The sequence below is a fragment of the Mycobacterium sp. genome, from assembly GCF_036490025.1.
Taxonomy (GTDB): Bacteria; Actinomycetota; Actinomycetes; order Mycobacteriales; family Mycobacteriaceae; genus Mycobacterium.
The window spans coordinates 40,272-62,090 of sequence record NZ_DASXEP010000009.1 but is presented as its reverse complement, the minus strand read 5'-3'; the positions used below and the strand labels follow the sequence as shown (position 1 = coordinate 62,090).

Annotated in this window: 20 protein-coding genes and 2 pseudogenes; 15 read left to right on the top strand and 7 right to left on the bottom strand. The window is 66.1% G+C overall.

The window, feature by feature from the left end; genetic code table 11:
• Positions 1–148 (bottom strand): annotated as a pseudogene (locus VGG53_RS01160) (2-phospho-L-lactate guanylyltransferase); the annotation flags it as partial.
• A 163-nt stretch (positions 149–311) separates the two neighbouring features.
• Between VGG53_RS01160 and VGG53_RS01155 the strand changes: the two are divergent.
• Positions 312–1,313 carry an NAD(P)H-dependent glycerol-3-phosphate dehydrogenase gene (locus tag VGG53_RS01155; protein WP_331516112.1) on the top strand — a complete coding sequence of 334 codons (1,002 nt, stop codon included), beginning with the start codon at positions 312–314 and terminating at the stop codon, positions 1,311–1,313.
• Between the two features lie 45 nt (positions 1,314–1,358).
• Positions 1,359–2,492, top strand: coding sequence for a D-alanine--D-alanine ligase family protein (locus VGG53_RS01150; RefSeq protein WP_331516111.1), 1,134 nt, complete (start codon positions 1,359–1,361; stop codon positions 2,490–2,492).
• Here the strand turns inward: VGG53_RS01150 and VGG53_RS01145 are convergent.
• Positions 2,489–3,013, bottom strand: a complete 525-nt coding sequence (locus tag VGG53_RS01145; RefSeq protein ID WP_331516110.1) for a DUF3515 domain-containing protein — start codon at positions 3,011–3,013, stop codon at positions 2,489–2,491. The two genes, VGG53_RS01150 and VGG53_RS01145, sit on opposite strands and share 4 nt — an antisense overlap.
• A gap of 75 nt (positions 3,014–3,088) precedes the next feature.
• On the opposite strand from VGG53_RS01145, the gene VGG53_RS01140 reads away from it, so the two are divergent.
• Entirely contained in the window at positions 3,089–4,057 is a 969-nt protein-coding gene (locus VGG53_RS01140; protein WP_331516109.1) for a thiamine-phosphate kinase, read from the top strand.
• Positions 4,058–4,091: 34 nt separating this feature from the next.
• Positions 4,092–4,775: a uracil-DNA glycosylase gene (locus VGG53_RS01135; RefSeq protein WP_331516108.1), complete on the top strand. Its 684-nt coding sequence runs from the start codon at positions 4,092–4,094 to the stop codon at positions 4,773–4,775.
• Between the two features lie 36 nt (positions 4,776–4,811).
• Here the strand turns inward: VGG53_RS01135 and rpmB are convergent, their stop codons facing one another.
• Positions 4,812–5,006 carry a 50S ribosomal protein L28 gene (gene rpmB / locus VGG53_RS01130; RefSeq protein ID WP_331516107.1) on the bottom strand — a complete coding sequence of 65 codons (195 nt, stop codon included), beginning with the start codon at positions 5,004–5,006 and terminating at the stop codon, positions 4,812–4,814.
• Positions 5,007–5,198: 192 nt separating this feature from the next.
• Here rpmB and VGG53_RS01125 point away from each other — a divergent pair, with 192 nt between their 5' ends.
• The 3 genes from VGG53_RS01125 to VGG53_RS01115 are packed head-to-tail and all read left to right on the top strand — an operon-like array spanning position 5,199 to position 9,816.
• Positions 5,199–6,881 (top strand): DAK2 domain-containing protein, encoded by a 1,683-nt coding sequence (locus tag VGG53_RS01125; protein ID WP_414688848.1) that lies wholly within the window; start codon positions 5,199–5,201, stop codon positions 6,879–6,881.
• Positions 6,882–6,883: 2 nt separating this feature from the next.
• The gene (recG, locus tag VGG53_RS01120; RefSeq protein ID WP_331516106.1) at positions 6,884–9,106 is read left to right on the top strand and encodes an ATP-dependent DNA helicase RecG; all 2,223 of its coding nucleotides are present in this window, start codon (positions 6,884–6,886) and stop codon (positions 9,104–9,106) included.
• Positions 9,103–9,816: an HNH endonuclease family protein gene (locus VGG53_RS01115; protein WP_331516105.1), complete on the top strand. Its 714-nt coding sequence runs from the start codon at positions 9,103–9,105 to the stop codon at positions 9,814–9,816. Before recG ends, VGG53_RS01115 begins: the two co-directional genes overlap by 4 nt.
• A gap of 5 nt (positions 9,817–9,821) precedes the next feature.
• On the opposite strand, the gene VGG53_RS01110 is transcribed toward VGG53_RS01115, so the two are convergent.
• Positions 9,822–10,670 carry an aldo/keto reductase gene (locus tag VGG53_RS01110; protein ID WP_331516104.1) on the bottom strand — a complete coding sequence of 283 codons (849 nt, stop codon included), beginning with the start codon at positions 10,668–10,670 and terminating at the stop codon, positions 9,822–9,824.
• Positions 10,671–11,504: an aldo/keto reductase gene (locus VGG53_RS01105; RefSeq protein WP_331516103.1), complete on the bottom strand. Its 834-nt coding sequence runs from the start codon at positions 11,502–11,504 to the stop codon at positions 10,671–10,673. It lies immediately after the preceding gene.
• Between VGG53_RS01105 and VGG53_RS01100 the strand changes: the two genes are divergently transcribed.
• From VGG53_RS01100 to VGG53_RS01070, 7 genes and pseudogenes are all read left to right on the top strand, one after another.
• On the top strand, positions 11,503–12,615 hold the full coding sequence (locus VGG53_RS01100) for an alpha/beta hydrolase (RefSeq protein ID WP_331516101.1): 1,113 nt from the start codon (positions 11,503–11,505) through the stop codon (positions 12,613–12,615). The two genes, VGG53_RS01105 and VGG53_RS01100, sit on opposite strands and share 2 nt — an antisense overlap.
• Positions 12,616–12,708: 93 nt before the next feature.
• On the top strand, positions 12,709–13,479 hold the full coding sequence (locus tag VGG53_RS01095) for a DsbA family protein (RefSeq protein WP_331516118.1): 771 nt from the start codon (positions 12,709–12,711) through the stop codon (positions 13,477–13,479).
• The gene (locus tag VGG53_RS01090; RefSeq protein ID WP_414688847.1) at positions 13,476–14,123 is read left to right on the top strand and encodes a vitamin K epoxide reductase family protein; all 648 of its coding nucleotides are present in this window, start codon (positions 13,476–13,478) and stop codon (positions 14,121–14,123) included. The genes VGG53_RS01095 and VGG53_RS01090 overlap by 4 nt, the downstream gene beginning before the upstream one ends.
• A gap of 20 nt (positions 14,124–14,143) precedes the next feature.
• The gene (locus VGG53_RS01085) at positions 14,144–17,527 is read left to right on the top strand and encodes a pyruvate carboxylase (RefSeq protein ID WP_331516100.1); all 3,384 of its coding nucleotides are present in this window, start codon (positions 14,144–14,146) and stop codon (positions 17,525–17,527) included.
• Entirely contained in the window at positions 17,524–18,078 is a 555-nt protein-coding gene (gene rsmD, locus VGG53_RS01080; RefSeq protein WP_331516116.1) for a 16S rRNA (guanine(966)-N(2))-methyltransferase RsmD, read from the top strand. The genes VGG53_RS01085 and rsmD overlap by 4 nt, the downstream gene beginning before the upstream one ends.
• A gap of 126 nt (positions 18,079–18,204) precedes the next feature.
• Positions 18,205–18,693: a pantetheine-phosphate adenylyltransferase gene (coaD, locus tag VGG53_RS01075; RefSeq protein WP_331516099.1), complete on the top strand. Its 489-nt coding sequence runs from the start codon at positions 18,205–18,207 to the stop codon at positions 18,691–18,693.
• A 95-nt stretch (positions 18,694–18,788) separates the two neighbouring features.
• Positions 18,789–19,285: pseudogene (locus VGG53_RS01070) on the top strand (transposase); the annotation flags it as partial.
• Between the two features lie 85 nt (positions 19,286–19,370).
• Here VGG53_RS01070 and VGG53_RS01065 read toward each other — a convergent pair.
• On the bottom strand, positions 19,371–20,339 hold the full coding sequence (locus VGG53_RS01065; RefSeq protein ID WP_331516097.1) for a zinc-dependent alcohol dehydrogenase family protein: 969 nt from the start codon (positions 20,337–20,339) through the stop codon (positions 19,371–19,373).
• A 55-nt stretch (positions 20,340–20,394) separates the two neighbouring features.
• Complete coding sequence (locus VGG53_RS01060; protein ID WP_331516096.1) at positions 20,395–20,853, bottom strand: hypothetical protein; 459 nt, start codon at positions 20,851–20,853, stop codon at positions 20,395–20,397.
• Between the two features lie 136 nt (positions 20,854–20,989).
• On the opposite strand from VGG53_RS01060, the gene VGG53_RS01055 reads away from it, so the two are divergent.
• Positions 20,990–21,793, top strand: coding sequence for a helix-turn-helix transcriptional regulator (locus tag VGG53_RS01055; protein WP_331516095.1), 804 nt, complete (start codon positions 20,990–20,992; stop codon positions 21,791–21,793).
• Positions 21,794–21,819 lie beyond the last annotated feature (26 nt).

Sequence of the window (21,819 nt, the reverse complement as noted above, 5' to 3'; positions counted from 1 at the left end):
TGAGCGTGTCGACCAGCATGGCCAAAACGATGCTCTCCCGCCGTGATGCGGAGAACATCGGCGCCAACCGGGTCTTGGCCGCCGCCAGTCGCTTGACGGCGACGATCAAGCCGACATCACCATCGGCGTCGGCTTGGCGGGTGCTCACGCGCCCATCCTGCCAGTGCCGATCGCCGGGCAGCCTGCATCGTCGCTGGGCTGGAGTTGATTGCCCACCTCCTCCTCAGGCCGTTCCGGCCTGCATCGTCGCTGGGCTACCGTGAAACGCCGGAAGTTAGAGCAGACTGACGAGACGGAGATCGAGGCAGACCATGCCCACGACTACAGCGGTAATGGGCGCCGGTGCGTGGGGCACGGCGCTCGCCAAGCTTCTGGCCGACGCCGGTGGCGAGGCCACCCTGTGGGCACGACGTTCGGATGTCGCCGCCGAAATCAACGGCAGTCGTCATAACTCCGCCTATTTGCCCGGCGTGCAGTTGCCGGCCGGCATCCGCGCGACCGCTGACCCGGCCGAGGCGCTGACCGGGGCGAGGACGGTGCTACTTGCCGTGCCCGCGCAGACGATGCGGACCAATCTCGAACACTGGGCGGGTCTGTTCTCCGGGGGCGCCACCCTGGTCAGCGCGGCCAAGGGCATCGAGTTAGGCACGCTGATGCGGATGAGCCAGGTGATCATTGCCGCGACCGGCGTCGATCAGTCACAGGTCGCGGTCATTTCCGGGCCGAACCTGGCCAACGAGATCGCCGACGAACAACCCGCGGCCACCGTCATCGCGTGTACTGATTCCGGTCGTGCGGTTGCCCTGCAGCGCATGTTGAACACCGCCTACTTCCGGCCGTACACCAACGCCGATGTGATCGGTACCGAGATCGGCGGGGCCTGCAAGAACGTGATCGCGCTGGCCTGCGGGACGGCGGCCGGAGTCGGCCTCGGCGAAAACACCGCGGCCGCGATCATCACCCGCGGACTGGCGGAGACCATCCGGTTGGGGATCGCTGTGGGAGCCAAAGGGGCGACGCTGGCGGGTCTGGCGGGGGTGGGCGATCTGGTGGCCACCTGCACATCGCCCCGGTCGCGTAACCGCAGCTTCGGCGAAAGTCTGGGCCGCGGCGAGACGATGGAGTCTGCGCTGCGTGCGCGGGGCGGGCACGTCGTCGAGGGGGTGACGTCATGCCAGTCGGTGCTGGCCCTGGCCACCAGTTATGACGTCGAGATGCCCCTGACCGACGCAGTTCAGCGCGTCTGCCACAAGGGGTTATCGGTGGACGAGGCGGTGGTTGCCCTGCTGGGGCGCAGCACCAAGCCGGAATGAGCTGGTAACCAGCACCGCGGCGCCCAGACGGTAGCCTCACTGTTTGTGAACCCCCGCCCGCCGTCCAGGACGCCCGATCACGGTCGCATCCGGGTCGCCGTCGTCTTCGGCGGACGCAGCAACGAGCATGCGATCTCATGCGTCTCGGCGGGCAGCATTTTGCGCAACCTGGACCCGGACCGGTTCGAGGTCGTCGCGGTGGGCATCACCCCGGAAGGCTCGTGGGTGCTCACCGACGGGGATCCGGACGCGCTGGCGATCGCCAATCGGCAGTTGCCGGGGGTGACCTCCGAATCGGGCGCCGAGCTGGCGTTGACCGCCGACCCGGGCCGGGCCGGCCAGCTGGTATCGCTGTCGCCCGGCGGGGCTGAGGTGCTGGCATCGGTCGACGTGGTTTTCCCGGTCCTGCACGGTCCATATGGAGAAGACGGCACCATCCAGGGATTGCTCGAGCTCGCCGGCGTGCCGTACGTCGGCGCCGGCGTGCTGGCCAGCGCGGCGGGAATGGACAAAGAGTTCACCAAGAAGCTGCTCGTCGCTGAGGGGCTTCCGATTGGCGACTACGCCGTGCTGCGGCCATCGGAGTCCACCCTTGACGCCAAACATCTTGACCGGCTTGGGCTTCCGGTCTTCGTCAAACCTGCGCGCGGCGGTTCCTCGATCGGAGTCAGCCGGGTGTCCAACCGCCAGGAGTTGCCCGCGGCAATCGCTTACGCCCGTCAGCACGACCCGAAGGTCATCGTCGAGTCCGCGATCGTGGGCCGTGAACTGGAATGCGGCGTGCTCGAATTCCCAGACGGCACAGTGCAAGCCAGCACCGTCGGCGAGATCCGGGTAGCCGGAGTCCGCGGACGTGAGGACTCCTTCTACGACTTCGCGACCAAATACCTCGACGATGCCGCCGAACTCGACGTGCCCGCCAAGATCGACGACGACGTAGGTGATGCCGTGCGCGAGTTGGCGATTCGTGCGTTCAAGGCCATCGACGGCCGGGGTCTGGCCCGGGTGGACTTCTTCCTCACCGAAGACGGTCCGCTGATCAATGAGGTCAACACGATGCCCGGATTCACCACGATCTCGATGTATCCCCGGATGTGGGCAGCCAGCGGCGTCGACTATCAAACCTTGCTGGCCACCATGGTCGACACGGCGCTGTCGCGCGGGATGGGCCTGCGCTAAGAGCCCAGCGATGGAGTGATCGGCCGCGCCGGCATGGTCCGGTCGATCAGCTCGGAGAGTTGCTGGATCGGCGTCGGTCCGGAGCCCGGCGGCAGCGTCAACGCCAGATAGACCGGCCGATCGACGCTGTACCAGGTGGATCGCTGATCTTGGTTGACTTCGAACCATTGCACCCGGTCGACCAGTTGGATCGGCGAGCCGACGACGAAGTCGGCGGGACGGTCGAGACCGCAGCGCAGCACCACTGGATCGGCGGCGTCCGGGGTCCGCCAGGCGGCGGCGCCCGCCGGGGCCGGTTGCACCAGCGGAGCCCGGGTGTAGGCGCCGAGCCGCTGAGGCAGCGCTTCGATCAGCTTTTGACAGGCGCCATCTTGTGCGTGCGGCGCCGGGACGGCGGCCACCACGACTGGTGTGACCCGGTGGCGGGTGGCCGCGATCGCCAGAATGACGCCAACGGCACCGACTGACACGATCAGGGCGGCAATCAGCATCGCCCGTGGCGGACCGTCGGAGTTGGCCATTACCTCACCCTCTGCTCGAACTCGGCGCACTCGAACCTACCGTTGTTCGAAGACGGCAATCGGCAAGGAGGTGGCGTGGACAGCGACGAGTCCGACCGCACGCTCGGCGAGCTCGGCGAGTTTGGGGTGATCGAACGGATGACTCAGGGTCGGTCTGAGTCGGTCGATGTCGCTCTCGGGCCCGGTGACGACGGCGCGGTGGTGGTGGCCGCCGACGGTCGGGTGGTGATTTCCACGGACATGCTCGTCGAGGGGCGGCATTTCCGGCTGGATTGGTCGACACCCCACGATGTCGGCCGTAAAGCCATGGCGCAGAACGCCGCCGACATCGAGGCGATGGGCGCACGGACCACGGCGTTCGTCGTCGGCTTCGGCGCGCCCGCCGAAACCCCGACCGCACAGGTCAACGCGCTCGCCGACGGGATGTGGGACGAGGCCGGCCGGATCGGCGCGAGCATCGTTGGGGGAGACCTGGTCAGCAGCCCGCAGTGGGTGGTGTCGGTGACGGTGCTCGGCGATTTGTCCGGCCGGGCACCGGTGCTGCGATCTGGCGCGCGGCCAGGCTCGCAGCTCGCCGTCTCCGGCGAACTAGGGTATTCCGCCGCTGGTTATGCGTTATGGCACAACGGTATTGATCGATTCGACGAGTTGCGACGACGCCACCTCGTGCCCCAACCGCCCTATCGGCAGGGTCGGGTGGCCGCCGATGCGGGCGCCTTGGCGATGATCGACGTCTCTGATGGTTTGGTCGGTGACGTGGGCCATCTGGCCGAAGCGTCCGGCGTGGCCGTCGACTTGAGTACCGAAGCGCTGAGCGCCGACCGCGAGGTATTGGTGGGCGCTGCCGGAGCCGTCGGCGTCGACCCGTGGAACTGGGTGTTCGGCGGAGGCGAGGACCATGCGCTGGTCGCGGCGTTCGCCGGTCCCGTTCCCGCGGGGTGGCGGGTGATCGGGCGCATTCTCGACGGCCCGGCAGGGGTGCTCGTCGACGGCGAACCGTGGCGCGGGTACGCGGGCTGGCAGTCGTTCGGGCCATTAGGGTGACCGTCGACGCGACTGCCCGGCGAAAGGAATTGACGTGACCGCTCGGCCGCTGGGTGAACTCATCGAGGACGGCTGGGCGACTGCGTTGCAGCCTGTCGAGGAGCAGGTTGCCACCATGGGCAAATTCCTGCGTGCGGAGATCGCAGCCGGCCGTGGATACCTGCCGGCCGGGGAAAACGTGTTGCGCGCCTTCACCTTTCCTTTCGACAAGGTGAGGGTGTTGATCGTGGGCCAGGATCCGTACCCGACGCCCGGACACGCTGTCGGCCTGAGCTTCTCGGTGGCCCCTGATGTGCGGCCGTTGCCGCGAAGCCTGGACAATATTTTCACCGAATACGTCAGCGACTTGAGCTTTCGGGCGCCGTCCTGCGGCGACCTGACGCCGTGGGCGCAGCGCGGGGTGCTGCTGCTCAACCGAGTGCTGACCGTCCAGCCGGGTAACTCGGCGTCCCATCGCGGCAAGGGCTGGGAGGCTGTCACCGAGTGCGCGATTCGTGCGCTGGTCGATCGTCGCCAGCCGATGGTGGCCATTCTGTGGGGCCGCGACGCCTCGACGCTCAAGCCGATGTTGGCCGGCAGCGATTGCCTTGCGATCGAATCACCGCATCCTTCACCGCTATCGGCGTCGCGGGGATTTTTCGGTTCGCGTCCGTTCAGCCGGGCTAACGAGTTACTGACGCAGATGGGCGGGGAGCCGGTCGACTGGCAGCTGCCCTAGTCTGGCCTCCACGTGGTCGCGCGGTGCTGAAGGCTGCTAGCCGCGGACGACCTTGCCGGCCTTGATGCACGACGTGCAGACGTTGATGCGGTGCTTGTTGCCGCCGGGACGGTCGGCCACGCGCACGCTCTGGATGTTGGGATCCCATCGACGGCTGGTCCGGCGATGGGAGTGCGACACCGACTTGCCGAAGCCGGGGGCCTTCCCGCAGATATCGCAGACGGCAGCCATACGCGAAACTCCTCAGATTCTGGGGCCAAGGGCCTTACGGCGGGCCCGGCAACCTGGCCAGAATAGCTGCCGCCGGGCAGAACCGCCAAAACGATCAACAATCGGCGGGTGTCAAGTGATCAGTGCTGTCGTTTGCACTAGATAGGCTGGCGCCCACCGACGGCGGCGTGAGGAGGTGCCTTTCGAGTGGGGTTGAGCCAGGTGGGGTCGGGGCCAGATGAGCCGGGTCGGGCGCTGGATGCTTCCGCGTTGCGTGACTGGGCGCACACTGCCGTCGGCGACCTGATCACCCACATCGACGAGATCAACCGGCTCAACGTGTTCCCGGTCGCCGATTCCGACACCGGGGTGAACATGCTGTTCACCATGCGCTCGGCGCTGGCAGAGGCCAACACCGAGGCGAACTCCACCGACGTCGTTAAAACAGCCGCGGCACTCTCCGCAGGCGCGCTGAACGGCGCCCGAGGCAATTCGGGGGTGATCCTGTCCCAGATCCTGCGCGGCATCGCCGACGTCACCGCCCGCGCCGCCGCCGAGTCCGCCGGCGAACTGTATGAGATCGACGACGCGCTGCTCGGCGCGTCATTGCACCGCGGGGTCGACCTGGTGGTCACATCGATGGGCGGCCGTGAGATCCCGGGGACGATCGTCTCGGTGCTCAAGGCCGCCGGTGAGGCGGTCGAACAGGCCGCGAACGCCGGCCGAGGGCTGTCGGGGGCGGTCACCGCCGCTGGTGACGCCGCGGTGGTCGCGCTGGAGAAAACTCCCGAGCAGCTCGACGTGCTCGGTGATGCGGGCGTGGTCGACGCCGGTGGCCGGGGCCTGCTGGTTCTTCTCGACGCGCTGCGCTCGACGGTCACCGGGCAGGCGCCGAGTCGCAAGGTGTACGAGCCGGCCCCGCGCCGCCAGCCGGTCGAGATCGCCGCGCGGCCCCCGGCGCCCCAATTCGAGGTGATGTATCTGCTGGGCGGGTGCGACACCGAGGGCGCCGACTTCTTGCGTGAGCGGTTGGATGGGCTGGGTGAGTCGGTGGCCATCGCGACCTCGGGTGTCGTCGGTGGTTATTCGGTCCATGTCCACACCGATGACGCCGGGGCGGCGATCGAAGCGGGTCTCGCGTTCGGCGACCCGCGGCGAATCCAGATATCGATGCTGACCAGCGGCACCGGCGGACTGCCGCCGGGCAGCTGGACCCGAGAACGCGCCGTGCTCGCTGTCGTCGACGGTGACGGCGCGGCTGCGTTGTTCGGCGGGGAAGGTGCCTGCGTGCTGCGGCCCGACCCACTGGCCGAGGACCCGACGACGGTGATCACCGCTCAGCAGCTGTTGCGCGCCGTCGTCGACACCGGCGCCGCCCAGGTGATGGTGCTGCCCAACGGCTACGTGCTCGCCGAGGAACTGGTGGCCGGCTGCACGGCGGCGATCGGGTGGGGTATCGACGTGGTGCCGCTGCCCGCCGGGTCGATGGTGCAGGGCCTGGCCGCGCTCGCGGTGCACGAACCGGGCCGCCAAGCCGTCAACGACGGCTACACGATGGCGCACGCCGCGGGCAGCGCCCGGCACGGGGCAGTGCGGGTCGCGACCGAAACGGCGTTGACCTGGGCAGGCACCTGCGACCCCGGCAACGGGCTGGGCATTGCCGGCGGCGAAGTGCTGATCGTGGCACCCGACGTGGTCTCCGCCGCGACCGGCCTGATCGATCTACTGCTGGGTGCCGGCGGTGAGCTGGTGACCGTGCTCGTCGGTGCGGGCATCGACGTGGACTCCGTCGAGTCGGGGCTGCGGGCGCACGTGCACGACCACCACCCCGGCAGTGAACTCGCGATCTATCGGACCGGGCACCGCGGCGACGCGCTGCTGATCGGGGTCGAGTAGCCGTGGCGACGCTCAGCGACCGCCTGGACTACGTCGTCGGTGCCAAGGCCGCGAACCCGCTCGACGAGGTGTTCGGTATCCGCACGGTCGACGACCTGCTCCGCCACTACCCGCGTAGTTACGTCGAAGGCACCACCGTTCGGGGCGCCGACGATGAACAACCGCCGGAAGGTGAACACGTCACGCTGGTCGACGAGATCACCGACACAGCATTGCTTTCGATCAAAAGCCGCCCCAAGGACAAGCTGTTTCGTGTCACGCTGGGGTCCGGCCGAGGCAAGGTCACCGCGACGTTCTTCCACCCGAAGAAGTGGATTCAGCAACAACTGGCCAAAGGCGCCCGCGTCATGCTGTCCGGGGAAGTGGGCTACTTTCGCGGCGCCATGCAACTCACCCACCCCGACTTCCTGGTGCTGGATTCAGCGGATGGAAAGAATCACGGCAGCAGGGCGCTGAAGATGATCGCCGACGCCTCGCGTGCGGTGAGCGGGGAAGTGTTGCAGCAAGAGTTCGAGCGCACCTTCTACCCGATCTATCCGGCCAGCACCAAGTTGCAGAGCTGGGATATCTTCAACTGCGTTCGGCAGGTACTCGAGGTGCTCGATCCCGTACCCGACCCGCTACCCGAGAAACTCTGTGCCGCACACCATCTGGCATCCGAAGATGAGGCCCTGCGTGCTATCCACCTTGCCGAGAACGACGCCGACCGGCGGCGAGCCCGTGAACGGTTGGCCTTCGACGAGGCGGTGGGCCTGCAGTGGGCACTGGTCGGTCGGCGCCACGGCGAGCTGGCCCAATCCGGTCCGCCGGCGCCGTCGAGGGCGGACGGGCTCAAGCAGGAACTGCTGCAGCGCTTGCCATTCGAGTTGACCACCGGCCAGCGCGAGGTGCTCGAGATGCTCTCCGCCGAAACCGCCGCGACCCGGCCGATGAACCGACTGTTGCAAGGCGAAGTCGGTTCCGGCAAGACGATCCTTTCGGTGTTGGCGATGCTGCAGATGGTCGACGCCGGCTACCAATGTGCACTGCTGGCACCGACGGAAGTACTTGCAGCACAGCATCTTCAGTCAATCAGCGGCATACTCGGGCCACTGGCGATGGGCGGTCAGCTCGGCGGTGACGACAATGCCACCCGGCTGGCGCTGCTGACCGGCTCGTTGTCGCCGGCCCAGAAGAAGCAAGTTCGCGGCGAAATCGCCGGCGGCCAGGTCGGAATCGCGGTCGGCACGCATGCACTGCTGCAGGGCGCAGTCGAGTTCCACCGGCTCGGCATGGTCGTCGTCGACGAGCAGCATCGGTTCGGCGTGGAGCAGCGAGACCAGTTGCGCGCCAAGGCGCCTGCCGGGATCACCCCGCATCTGCTGGTGATGACCGCCACGCCGATACCGCGGACGGTGGCCCTGACCGTTTACGGCGACCTGGAAACGTCGACGTTGCGCGAACTTCCCCGTGGGCGCCAGCCGATTACCACCACCGCCATCTTCGTTAACGACAAACCGGGCTGGCTGGACCGGGCCTGGCATCGCATCATCGAAGAAGTCGCCGAAGGACGCCAGGCCTACGTGGTGGCCCCGCGAATCGATGACACCGACAGCGGCGGCCAGAGCGAGGAGCATCAAAGGCCTTCGGCGACAGTGGAAGAACTCTATGCGCGGTTAGGCAGCGACCAGCTGGCCGGTCTTCGGCTGGGACTCATGCATGGGCGGCTGACCGCCGACGAGAAGGACGCCGTGATGGCGGCATTTCGTGCCGGCGAGATCGATGTGCTGGTCTGCACCACCGTCATCGAAGTCGGCGTCGACGTTCCCAACGCAACTGTGATGCTGGTGATGGACGCCGACCGCTTCGGCATCAGCCAGCTGCATCAACTGCGTGGCCGCATCGGTAGGGGCGAACACGCCAGCATCTGTCTGCTGGCCAGCTGGGCCGCGCCGCATTCCCGGCCGGGCCGGCGGTTGAGCGCGGTGGCCGGGACACTCGACGGGTTCGAACTCGCCGACTTGGATCTGCGGGAACGCCGTGAAGGAGATGTGTTGGGCCGCAGCCAGTCCGGCCGTGCAATCACGCTGCGACTACTCTCGCTGATCGATCATCGCGACGTCATCGAGGCGGCTCGCCACTTCTGTGAGCAGGTCTACGACGACCAGGGCTCACATCCCGGATTGTCGCTACTGGCAGCACCTTTCACCGGCAGCGAACGCATCGAATTCCTGGACAAGTCATGACGCGCAGGACGTTGCTATGGCTGTCGGCGACCGCGATACTCGCCGTGCTGGTCGCCTATCAGGTGATAGTCACGTCGGCGGGAGAACGCAACCGGGAGTTCGCGGCCCGGGCCGACGTGCCGACACTGCAACCCGGCGCTGACGCGCTGGGCGGAATCACGGTGGCGCCGCTGCGAATTCATCGCTACGACTACCGTCGTGCAGCTTTTGGCGACGCCTGGACCGACGACAACGATGCGCCCGGCGGACACAACGGATGCGATACCCGCGACGACATCCTCAACCGCGACCTGCTCGACAAGACATTCGGGTGGACCAAACACTGCCCCGACGCCGTCGAGACCGGCACCCTGCATGACCCGTACACCAGCGCCACGATCAACTTTCACCGCGGCGCCAAGATCGGCGAGGCGGTGCAGATCGACCACATCGTGCCGCTGGCGCTGGCCTGGGACATGGGAGCCTACGACTGGCCCGTCGCCCAGCGCATCCGCTTCGCCAACGACCCGGCCAACTTGCTCGCGGTGTCGGGTCCGGCCAACGAGGACAAGAGCGACTCCCAGCCGGGTCTCTGGATGCCGCCGAACCACGCGTTCTGGTGCCAGTACGCGATGCAATTCATCGCGGTGTCACGCGGTTACGGGCTCCCCGTCGATCTGGTGTCGAGCAACGTTCTGCGTCAGGCCGCAGCGACCTGCCCGACCGGATAGTGGGGCTAGGTGCCGGTGTAGGTCAGCGGATCCTCGCGCACCCGGGTGCCGTCATTGAGTCCGTTGAGGGCTTCCATGTGTTCGGCCGCCAACTCGAAATCGAAGACGTCGAAATTGCTGGCGATCCGCTCGGGGTTGCCGGAACGCGGGATCACCACGTTGCCAAGCTGAATGCTCCACCGGATCAGCACCTGGGCAGGGGTGCGGCCGTATTCGCCGGCGACCGAGGTCACCGTGGGGTTGTCCACCAGCCTGCCGACCGCCAGCGGGCTATAGGCCTCGGTGACGACGTTGTGCTTCGCGTTCTCCGCGCGCATGTCGGCCTGGTTGAGCAGCGGGTGCAATTCGATCTGATTGACCGCGGGGGTGAAGAAGGTCAGGTCGATCACCGTCTCCAGGTATTCCTCGTTGAAGTTGCACACCCCGATCGACCGGGTGTGTCCGTTGCCGCGAGACTGGATCAAGCCGCCGAATGAATCCACGTATTTACCCAGCTGCGCCATCGGCCAGTGGATGAGGAAGAGGTCGACATAGTCCAGCCCGAGCTTGTCCAGGCTGACCTTCACGGCGTCCTGCGTGGTGTTGAAACCCTGGTCGGCATTGGCCACCTTGGTGGTGACGAACAGCTCCGCGCGGGGAATCCCGGACGCCGCGATCGCACGGCCGACGGCGGCTTCGTTGCCGTACGCCGCGGCGGTGTCGATCAGCCGGTAGCCGATTTCCAGCGCGGTGGAGACGGCCCGCTCGGTTTTGTCGTCGGACAATTCCGCGACGCCGAGGCCGATCACCGGCATGGTGTTCTCGTCGTTGAGCGCAATGGAGGGGACAGAAAGGTCAGGGCCGCCCGGCATCATTCACCTGCCTGTGAAGTCGAAGGTTCGTGGATCAGGACCGAGCCGGTTTCCGTCGTCGAGCGAAGAGATTGACGCCATGTCCTTTTCGCTTAGTTCGAAATCGAACACGCCGAAGTTGCTCGCAATCCGCTCAGGGTTCACCGACTTGGGGATCACGATATTACCGAGCTGAATATGCCATCGAATCAGAACCTGGGCGGGTGTTCGCCCACAGCGCTCGGCTACCGCGGTGACGGTGCGATCGGTCAGCAGCGAGCCCTGCCCGAGCGGTCCCCATGCCTCGGTCGCGATGCCGAGGCGGGCGTGAACCTCCCGGAGCTCGGTTTGCGGCAGCCGCGGATGCAGCTCGACCTGGTTGACGGCTGGCACGATCCCGGTGGCGTCGACGAGAACACCGAGGTGCTCGGGCTGGAAATTGCTGACTCCGATCGACCGGATCCGGCCCTGGTCACGCAGGTGGGCGAACGCCTTGAAGGTGTCGACGAACTTATTCAGCTTGGGCATCGGCCAATGCACCAGATAAAGGTCCAGGTAATCGAGCCCCAGCCGGTCCATGCTGGCATCGAACGCGGCCAGTGTGCTGTCGTAACCCTGCTCGGAGTTCCACAGTTTGGTGGCCAAGTAAAGTTCGTCCCTGGGCACGCCGGACTCGGCGACCGCGCGGCCAGTTTCGCGTTCGTTGCCGTACACGGCCGCAGTATCGATGTGTCGGTATCCGGCGTGCAGCGCGGTGCTCACCGCCTCCTCGGTGTCGGTGGGCGGGATCTTGAAGACGCCGAATCCGACCGCGGGGATGGAATTACCGTCGTTGAGCGTGACTAAGGGGACAGCCATGACACGAAGTCTGCCAGGTGTGCCGGATCAGCAGCTCAGGCCCGGTGGCTGGGCCAACCGGCTGCAGAGCGTGGCCACCAGCGTCGGCCTCAAGGTGATTCCCTGGGTGCCCACCAGTGCCAAACGGTTGTTGTCGGGCGGCCGTGCGGTCATCATCGACGGCAACACACTGGACCTCACCTTGCAGCTGGCACTGTCCGGGCTGCGAGCGTTCGGTTTGAACGGCCTGGTGCTGGGTCAAGACGCCGCCATCTCGCGGGCTCAGCTGCGTGAGATGACGGTTGCCTTCGCCGTTCCGCAGATCCATGTGGGCGTCCGCGACGTCTCGATCCCGGGACCTGCCGGCCCGATCGCTGCGCGGCATTACCTCCCGGCGACCTCGGATCCGGCACCGCTGGTGGTCTTCTACCACGGCGGCGGCTGGACCATCGGCGACCTGGACACCCATGACCCGCTATGCCGGCTGACCTGCCGTGATGCCGACGTCCACGTGCTGTCCATCGACTACCGGCTGGCCCCAGAGCACCCGGCACCGGCCGCGGTCGACGACGCCTATGCGGCGTTCAAGTGGGCCTGCGAACACGCCGAAGACCTCGGCGCGATCCCGGACAAGGTGGCCGTCGGCGGCGACAGCGCCGGAGGCAACCTGGCGGCCGTCGTGTCGCAGCTGGCGCGCGACAAGGATCCCCAGGGCCCACAACCGGCGCTGCAGTGGCTGATCTACCCGGCCACCGACTTCACTGCCCGGACCAGGTCGCTGAGCTTGTTCGCCGACGGTCTTCTGCTCACCAAAGCCGATATCGACTGGTTCAGCGAGCAGTACCTGGGCGGCTCCGCCCTCGACCGCGCGGACCCAAGGGTTTCGCCGCTGTTGGCCGAGTCGCTGGCCGGGTTGCCGCCCGCGCTGATCGCAACCGCGGGCTTCGATCCGTTGCGTGACGAAGGTGACCGCTACGCAGCGGCACTGAGCGCGGCCGGCACGCCCGTCGACCTGCGGTCGATGGGATCGCTGACGCACGGGTTCGCCAGCTTGTTTCCACTGGGCGGCGGTAGCGCGCAGGCGACCACGGAGTTGATTTCAGCCTTGCGGGCACACCTCAGCCGCGTCTGACCTGGCGGTACCGCCGCCGGTAGGCTTAGGCGCTATCGCCGATCGCACCGCGGTCGGACTGCGAAGCCGACTATCCGGAGTGTGAGCAACCCCATGGGCGATAAAGCCGCCAAATCAAACCGTCCAGCCAGATACGACCTGAACGCCGCGGGGCGCCGACGCGACCTGCTGGTCAGAATCGGTCTCACCTCGATCGTGGTGCTGTTCGCCGTCGTCCTCGTCGGTTACATCGTGATCTCGCATGACAAGAAGACGGCAGCCAACGGCGCACGGGCGATCCGGGTGACGTCGAGCAAGCTGGTCACCAAGGACGGCGGTCACGATCCGAAAGCGGTGGTGTCGTTCTATGAGGACTTCCTCTGCCCGGCCTGCGGTAATTTCGAGCGGGGGTTTGGGCCGACGGTGTCGAAGCTGATCGACAACGGTGCGATCGCCGCCGACTATTACATGGTCGGGCTGCTGAGCAGGGCGCAGAACGAGGACTACTCGTCGCGGGCCGGTAACGCCGCCTATTGCGTCGCCGACGAGTCGATCGATGCCTTCCGGCGATTCCACACCGCGTTGTACACCAAGGACATTCAGCCGTCGGAGACCGGAACGACGTTCCCCGACAACGCGAAGCTGATCGAGTTGGCCCGCGAGGCCGGGGTCGTCGGCAAGGTCCCGGAGTGCGTCAAGGCCGGCAAGTACCTCCCCATGGTCGATGGATTGGCCACGTCGGCCGGTATTCACGCCACCCCGACGGTGCGCATCAACGGCCAGGACTATCAGTGGTCGACCCCGGATGCGTTCGTCGCCAAGGTCAAAGAGATCGTCGGGGATGTGCCCGGAATCGACTCGGCTGCGACCCCACCGGCGTCATGACCGCCACGGCGTCAGCCAAACCCGATGGACCGGTAGAGAATTCGATATCGCCCTTAGGATCTTCGGCGGCCGTCTCAGTGGCCGGCGCGTGGTGGATACTGATCGCGGGAGTGCTCGGATTGATCTCCTCGGCCACGCTGACGGTCGAGAAGATCGAGATCCTGCTCAACCCGTCGTACGTTCCGTCGTGCAACATCAACCCGATCGTGTCGTGCGGATCGGTGATGACCACGCCGCAAGCATCGGCGCTGGGCTTTCCGAACTCGCTGATCGGAATCGGCGCGTTCGCGGTCGTCACGGTCACCGGCGTGTTGGCGATAACGAAAGTGCCGCTGCCGCATTGGTATTGGATTGGTATGACACTGGGGACACTGGCCGGCGCCGGGTTCGTGCACTGGCTGATATTCCAGAGCCTCTACCGGATCGGGGCGTTATGCCCGTACTGCATGGTGGTGTGGGTGGCGACCATCTCGCTGCTGGTTGTGGTTGCCTCGATCGCGTTCGGGCCAGCGGGTGAAGACCGTGGCGGGCTCGTTGCGCGCGGGCTCTACCATTGGCGGTGGTCGATTGCCACACTCTGGTTCACCGCCGTTTTCCTGCTGATCGTGGCGCGGTTCTGGGACTACTGGTCGACGTTGATCTGAAACCGAAGATAGGGACACACGTGATCTCCAAAGTGCTGGTTGCCAATCGCGGCGAGATCGCCATCCGGGCCTTTCGGGCCGCCTACGAGCTTGGTGTCGGCACCGTCGCTGTCTACCCGTACGAGGACCGAAATTCGCTGCACCGCCTGAAGGCCGATGAGTCCTATCAGATCGGCGACGTCGGCCACCCGGTGCGCGCTTATTTATCTGTCCGCGACATCGTCGCCACTGCCCGTGGTGCGGGTGCCGATGCGGTGTATCCCGGATACGGCTTCTTGTCGGAGAACCCCGAGTTGGCTGCCGCCTGCGCGCGATCGGGCATCACATTCGTCGGCCCCAGCGCCGAAGTGCTTCAGCTGACCGGTAACAAGTCGCGTGCCGTCGCGGCCGCGCGCGAAGCCGGCCTGCCTGTGCTGACGTCCTCGGCACCGTCGGCATCGGTCGACGAGCTGGTATCCGCCGCGGGCGACATGCAATTCCCGTTGTTCGTCAAAGCGGTTGCCGGGGGCGGGGGTCGCGGGATGCGGCGGGTCAGCGACGCCGCCGCGCTGCCCGAGGCGATCGAGGCAGCCAGCCGCGAAGCGGAGTCCGCGTTCGGGGATCCGACGGTCTACCTCGAGCAGGCGGTGATCAATCCGCGCCATATCGAGGTCCAGATCCTGGCCGACACGTATGGCAATGTGATCCACCTCTACGAGCGGGACTGCAGCGTGCAGCGGCGCCACCAGAAGGTGGTGGAGCTGGCACCCGCCCCCAACCTGGCCGAGGATCTGCGGGCCAAGATCTGTGACGACGCGGTGGCTTTCGCGCGCCACATCGGATACAGCTGCGCGGGCACGGTGGAGTTCCTGCTCGACGAGCGCGGGCATCACGTATTCATCGAGATGAATCCGCGGATCCAGGTCGAGCACACCGTGACCGAGGAGATCACCGATGTCGACCTGGTCTCCAGCCAGCTGCGCATCGCGTCCGGGGAATCTCTCGACGATTTGGGCCTGAGCCAGGAGAACATCCGTCCGCACGGCGCGGCGCTGCAGTGCCGGATCACCACCGAAGACCCGGCCAACGGATTCCGGCCCGACACCGGGCGCATCAGCGCCTACCGGAGTCCGGGCGGGGCAGGCATCCGGCTGGACGGCGGCACCAATCTCGGCGCAGAGATCAGTGCCCACTTCGATTCCATGCTGGTCAAGCTGACCTGCCGAGGACGCGACTTTTCGACGGCGGTCAGCCGGGCGCGGCGTGCCATCGCCGAGTTCCGCATCCGTGGTGTGTCGACGAATATCCCGTTCTTGCAAGCGGTTCTGGACGACCCGGACTTTCAGGCCGGCCACGTCACCACGTCGTTCATCGACGAACGTCCGCAGTTGCTCACGGCGCGGTCGTCAGCCGACCGCGGCACCAAGATTCTCAACTACCTGGCCGACGTGACCGTCAACAAGCCACACGGCTCGCGACGGTCGACGGTGTATCCGCACGACAAACTGCCCGACGTCGATCTGGCGAAAGCTCCGCCCCCCGGTTCCAAGCAGCTGTTGATCGAATTGGGGCCCGAGGGTTTTGCTCGCTGGCTGCGTGATTCATCCGGGGTGCGCGTCACCGACACGACCTTCCGCGACGCGCATCAGTCGCTGTTGGCCACCCGGGTACGCACCAGCGGGTTGAACATGGTGGCTCCATATCTGGCCCGGACGATGCCGCATCTGTTGTCCGTGGAGTGCTGGGGTGGCGCGACATACGATGTGGCGCTGCGCTTTCTCAAAGAGGATCCCTGGGAACGGCTGGCGGAATTGCGCGAAGCGATACCCAACATCTGCTTGCAGATGCTGCTGCGCGGCCGCAACACCGTTGGCTACACGCCGTATCCAGAGCTGGTCACCTCGGCATTCGTCGAGGAGGCCACCGCCACCGGCATCGACATCTTCCGGATTTTCGACGCGCTGAACAATCTCGACTCGATGCGCCCGGCGATCGACGCGGTGCGTGAAACCGGAACCGCCATAGCCGAAGTCGCGATGTGCTACACCGGGGACCTGTCCGATCCGGACGAGAACCTGTACACGTTGGATTACTACCTGAAGTTCGCCGAGCAAATTGTGGACGCCGGCGCACACGTGCTGGCCATCAAGGACATGGCCGGGCTGCTACGGCCGCAGGCCGCGCGGCAATTGGTCGGTGCGTTGCGCAGTCGCTTCGACTTGCCGGTGCATGTGCACACCCACGACACGCCCGGAGGCCAGCTGGCCAGCTACATTGCGGCTTGGCAGGCCGGTGCGGACGCGGTCGACGGCGCGGCCGCTCCGATGGCGGGAACCACCAGCCAGCCCGCGCTGAGCTCGATCGTCGCGGCCGCCGCGCACACCGAGTACGACACCGGACTGTCGCTGTCGGCGGTCTGCGAACTCGAGCCGTATTGGGAAGCGCTGCGAAAGGTCTACGCGCCCTTCGAATCCGGGTTGCCGGGACCGACCGGACGGGTCTATCACCACGAGATCCCCGGCGGCCAGCTGTCGAACCTGCGTCAGCAAGCCATTGCACTCGGGCTGGGGGACCGGTTCGAGGAGGTCGAAGAGGCCTACGCCGGCGCCGATCGGGTGCTGGGCAGGCTGATCAAGGTCACGCCATCGTCCAAGGTGGTTGGTGACTTGGCGCTGGCGCTTGTCGGTGCGGGGCTGAGCGCCGATGAATTCGCCTCGGATCCGGGGCATTTCGACATCCCTGAGTCGGTTCTTGGGTTCCTGCGCGGCGAGTTGGGCGATCCGGTCGGCGGTTGGCCCGAACCCCTGCGCACCAAAGCTTTGGCCGGCCGGGCCGAAGCCAAGCCGGTGCAGGAATTGACTCCGGAGGACGAGAACACGCTGGCGCTGCTGGGGCAGAAGCGTCAGGCCACCCTCAACCGCCTGCTATTCCCCGGTCCGACAAAGGAATTCGAAGCCCACCGAGAGGCCTACGGCGACACGTCGCGGTTATCGGCCAACCAGTTCTTCTATGGCCTGCGACAAGGCGAGGAGCACCGGGTGCAACTGGAACCCGGCGTGGAGCTGTTGATCGGCCTCGAGGCGATTTCCGAGCCGGACGAACGCGCCATGCGCACGGTGATGTGCATCATCAACGGTCAACTCCGACCGGTGGAGGTGCGTGATCGCAGCATCGCCAGCGCGATTCCGGCCGCCGAGAAGGCGGACCGGGCCAACCCGAACCACGTCGCTGCGCCCTTCGCCGGCGTTGTCACCGTCGGCGTATCGGTCGGCGACAAGGTCAGCGCCGGCCAGACCATTGCCACCATCGAGGCAATGAAGATGGAAGCCCCGATCACCGCCCCCGCTGACGGAACCGTAGAGCGGGTGGCGGTGTCGGCCACCGCGCAGGTTGAGGGCGGGGACTTGCTGGTGGTGCTCGCCTGACGCGCATCGTCGGCGGGGTCGCCGGGGGGCGGCGCATCACCGTCCCGCCCCGGGGAACCCGGCCGACCACCGATCGGGTGCGCGAATCGCTGTTCGGCATCGTGACGGCGCGCCTGGACCTGACCGGTCTCAGGGTGCTCGACCTGTATGCGGGCTCGGGCGCGCTGGGCCTCGAGGCACTGTCGCGCGGCGCGGTGTCGGCGCTGTTCGTCGAGTCCGACCGCCGGGCGGTGACGGTGCTCGAGCGCAACATTGCAACACTCGGCCTGCCCGGTGCGACGGTGCGGCGCGGACTGGTGGCGGCCGTGCTGGCTGCCCGACCCGCAGCGCCGGTAGACCTTGTGCTCGCCGATCCGCCGTACGACGTCGCGGCGAGCGACGTCGAGGCCCTGCTGACCGCATTGGCCGGTAACGGCTGGGTGCGCGAAGGAAGCGTCGTCGTGGTGGAGCGTGCTGCCGCAAGTCCTTCGCTGAACTGGGCGCGCGGTTGGCAGCCCTGGCAGCAGCGGGTTTACGGCGACACCCGCCTGGAGCTGGCCGAATGGCTGTAAGTCAACGTGTACCGTCATCGGTCATGGGCGCCGCTCCTCCTCATCGCTTCGCTCTGCATCGTCGGCGGCGCGGGTCATGAGCGCCGCTCCTCGTCATCGCTTCGCTCTGCATCGTCGGCCGCGCGTATGAGCGGCGCCGTGTGCCCGGGGTCCTTCGATCCGGTGACGTTGGGCCACATCGATGTCCTTGAACGGGCCACGGCGCAATTCGACGAAGTGGTCGCGGCGATCCTGATCAATCCCGCCAAGAAGGGCATGTTCGACATCGACGAGCGGATCGCGATGATCGAGGAGTCGACGACGCATCTGCCCAACTTGCGCGTGGAGGCCGGACAAGGTTTGGTTGTCGACTTCGTCAGGTCCCGCGGGATGACGGCCATCGTCAAGGGTCTGCGAACAGGCACCGACTTCGAATACGAACTGCAGATGGCGCAGATGAACAAGCATGTGGCCAGCGTCGACACGTTCTTCGTAGCCACCACGCCGCGGTATTCGTTCGTGTCGTCGTCGCTGGCCAAAGAGGTCGCGCTGCTTGGCGGTGATGTGTCCGAGCTGCTGCCCGCTGCGGTGAACCGCCGGTTGGCCGAAAAGCTGCGCCAGCGCGACCGGGCGTAAGCCACGGTCGCGCTGGCGGTTTGGTTACGTCAGCTCTCAGCTCTCTGAACCGCCCCGGCATTTCCAGAGACTCCACTTCTTGGGAAGTTGGGGTCATGTCAGGTGGTTCGTCGAGAAGGTATCCGCCGGAGCTGCGTGAGCGCGCGGTTCGGATGGTTGCAGAGATCAGCGATCAGCACGATTCGGAGTGGGTAGCGATCAGCGAGGTTGCCCGGCTGCTCGGGGTCGGCTGCGCGGAGACGGTGCGCAAGTGGGTGCGCCAGGGCCAGGTTGATGTCGGCTCGGCGGCCCGGAATCACAACCGACGAATCGGCTGAGCCGAAGCGCTGCGGCGTGAGAACGCCCAATTGCGAAGGGCCAACGCTATTTTGAAGACCGCGTCGGCTTTCTTCACGGCCGAGCTCGACCGGCCACAGCACTAATCGCCCGGTTTATTGCAGACCGTCAGGGCCACTGCGACGGCCCCGATGGTCTGCGGTGGGGTGTCGAGTCGATCTGCGCACAGCTGACCGAGCTGGGTGTGCCGATCGCCCCATCGACCTATTACGACCAGATCAAGCGGGAGCCCAGCCGACGCCAGAGCCGTGGCGGGCCAGTTCTCAGCTCGTGGCGAACAACTTTGTCTCACGTTTGTCTGACGAAAGTGCCCAATCTTCAGCCGCCCGCTTTGCGCGCGTTCATCGCCCCGCCACTTTCAGCAGGATCTTGCCGCCACGGAGGAGATGTTGCACCGCGTCCTCGACGTGCTCCAGGGGATACACGCCCGCCACCGGGACCACGAGGGTGCCATCGGCCACCAGCGGTGCCGCCTCACGAATGACAGGCACCACCTTGTCGCGGTAGTCGAAGTCGCCGATAAAGAATCCGCGGACGGTGAGGTGCTTGGCGACCAGTGTCGAGGTATCGACCCACATGGGTTCGTCCCTGGCCCAGGAATAGCTGACCAAGCATCCACCGTCGGACAGCAATTCGAGCAGCCGCCCCACCCCCGGACCACCGACGGCTTCCACTGCCAGCGCCACTCGCGCGTCGCCGATCACTGCTCGAACATCGCCGACCGCATCGGGGTCATCGACGTGGACCACGTCGGCCCCGGCTGCTGTGAGCTCGGCGAACGTTGCATCGTCACGGGCCAGGTTGATCGTCTTCAGTCCACGAAGTTCGGCTAGCGCGATCAATGACCGTCCCACACCGGAGTTCGCGGCGTTCTGCACCACCCAGTCACCGGGCTGCAAGGGTGTGCATTCACTGAGCATCAACCCTGCCGTCGGGGGGTTGCTGCCCAGCATCGAGTACTGCTCGATGTCGCCGCCGTCGGGGAGTGCGAACAGGCCGTCGGCGGGCACGACGAGCCGCTCACGCCACGCTCCGGCATACAGGGGTAGCACGACCAGATCGCCGACCTGCAGTCCATCGACCTCGGCGCCAGTGGCAAGCACGCGCGCGACCCCCTCTGCGCCGGGTATGTGGGGCAGGGGTGGTTGCGCCAGCACGCCGCTGACAACCAGTAGGTCGTGTTTGTTCAACGGCGAGAGCTCAACGCTCACCAGAACCTCATGCGGGCCCGGTGGCGGCGGCTCCTCGATGTCGACGACGCGGAGCACCTGTGCGGGGTCGCCGAACCGTTCAATCTGGATGGCGCGCATATCAATTCCTCTCCATTGAAGGTTATGTGGCTAGGCTGGTTAATTTTGACAGCGGTTATCGCCGAATTTCGGCGTCGCTGCGCGTCTCGATGGCCTTGACGCTCTGGACGAATGCCTTCCTTAATACGCCCTTGCCGATGGTGCCGAGTACGGCCGCCAGGACGCGTCCCTTGAGGTTTTTGCCCTCGCGGACAATGACGACGTCCACATTCGTGGTGCCGTCGGGACGCGGGCTGAGGGTGTAGACGTAGCCCGACGCGCCTCCCCAGGTGTTCGAGTCGGTGGTCTTCAGCGTGACGTGGTTGGGATCGGACCAGTCGTAGTGCAGGCGTTCCCAGATGCCGCCTGAGCCTTCGGTGACATCGGCGTAACGCGCGCCCTTGTGGTGCACTATGAGGTCGCCGTCCGCGCTGTTCGGAAAGATAGCGGAACGGCCCGGTCCGAAGTCAGTGAGCCCGGCGATGAACTGCTCCGGGGTAGATGCTGTCGACCGGTGGAAATGAATCGTGGACATCGTGTCCTCCTTGCTTGATGGAATTGATCTTTCGTCCACGGGAAGCGCATCGCCGCCAATCCGAATTCCTGCTTGGACCTACGCAGGCATTCCTTAATGATCCTGGTATTGGGAGGGACAGCCTTAAGATCGGGCGATGGCGTCAACGGCCAGCGCGCTGGGTAACTTCCTGCGCGCGCGCCGCGAACAAATCCGACCCGAGGACGTCGGGTTGGATTCCGGACCTCGCAGGCGCGTCCCGGGATTGCGTCGCGAGGAATTGGCGATGCTCGCTGGGATTGGCGTCGACTACTACCTGCGACTCGAGCAAGGCCGTGACCAGCACCCGTCCTCACAGGTGCTCGATGCGCTCGCCCGGGCGCTGCGACTGGATATCAAAGCCACAGAACATCTGTATCGGCTTGCGGGCTTGCAGGTGGCACATAGCCCGCGATCTGTTGCAGAGACGGCGGCGGACGGTCTCGATCAACTGATCGATCAGATCTCGCTTCCTGCGATCGTCACCAACCGATACCAGGATGTGTTGGCCGCCAATGCGATTGCCCGCGCATTGTCACCAGGGTTCGCCCCCGGCGAAAACTTCTTGCGGTGGCGGCTGCTGGCACCGGCTGCTGGCGATTTCTTCGTCGACTGGGACGAGGCAACTGAGGTCGCGGTGAGTGGTCTACGGGAATCCGCGGCCGGCGATGTGGGCGATCCCCGCTTACGCGCCTTGATCGACGAGCTCTCGGCAGCCCGCGACCGATTCCGCGAACTCTGGGCACGCGCAGATGTCGGATACCGCACCGGCATCCTCCACATGCGCCATCCCCTAGCGGGTGATCTCTACCTTCGCCGCACGAGGCTCAGCGTCCCCGACTCCGACACTCAGGTGTTCATTTACCACCCCGAGCCGGGCAGTGATTCGGCAAAAGCACTCGAGGCACTCGCAGCCTCATAACCCGAACAGTGCAGGAACCTCGCCGA

Coding starts and splice junctions, on each gene's coding strand:
- VGG53_RS01155 (WP_331516112.1), top strand. CDS start 312: ATGCCCACGACTACAGCGGTAATGGGCGCCGGTGCGTGGGGCACGGCG.
- VGG53_RS01145 (WP_331516110.1), bottom strand. CDS start 3,013: ATGGCCAACTCCGACGGTCCGCCACGGGCGATGCTGATTGCCGCCCTG.
- rpmB (WP_331516107.1), bottom strand. CDS start 5,006: ATGGCTGCCGTCTGCGATATCTGCGGGAAGGCCCCCGGCTTCGGCAAG.
- VGG53_RS01115 (WP_331516105.1), top strand. CDS start 9,103: ATGACGCGCAGGACGTTGCTATGGCTGTCGGCGACCGCGATACTCGCC.
- VGG53_RS01110 (WP_331516104.1), bottom strand. CDS start 10,670: ATGATGCCGGGCGGCCCTGACCTTTCTGTCCCCTCCATTGCGCTCAAC.
- VGG53_RS01100 (WP_331516101.1), top strand. CDS start 11,503: ATGACACGAAGTCTGCCAGGTGTGCCGGATCAGCAGCTCAGGCCCGGT.
- VGG53_RS01105 (WP_331516103.1), bottom strand. CDS start 11,504: ATGGCTGTCCCCTTAGTCACGCTCAACGACGGTAATTCCATCCCCGCG.
- VGG53_RS01095 (WP_331516118.1), top strand. CDS start 12,709: ATGGGCGATAAAGCCGCCAAATCAAACCGTCCAGCCAGATACGACCTG.
- VGG53_RS01090 (WP_414688847.1), top strand. CDS start 13,476: ATGACCGCCACGGCGTCAGCCAAACCCGATGGACCGGTAGAGAATTCG.
- coaD (WP_331516099.1), top strand. CDS start 18,205: ATGAGCGGCGCCGTGTGCCCGGGGTCCTTCGATCCGGTGACGTTGGGC.
- VGG53_RS01065 (WP_331516097.1), bottom strand. CDS start 20,339: ATGCGCGCCATCCAGATTGAACGGTTCGGCGACCCCGCACAGGTGCTC.
- VGG53_RS01060 (WP_331516096.1), bottom strand. CDS start 20,853: ATGTCCACGATTCATTTCCACCGGTCGACAGCATCTACCCCGGAGCAG.
- VGG53_RS01055 (WP_331516095.1), top strand. CDS start 20,990: ATGGCGTCAACGGCCAGCGCGCTGGGTAACTTCCTGCGCGCGCGCCGC.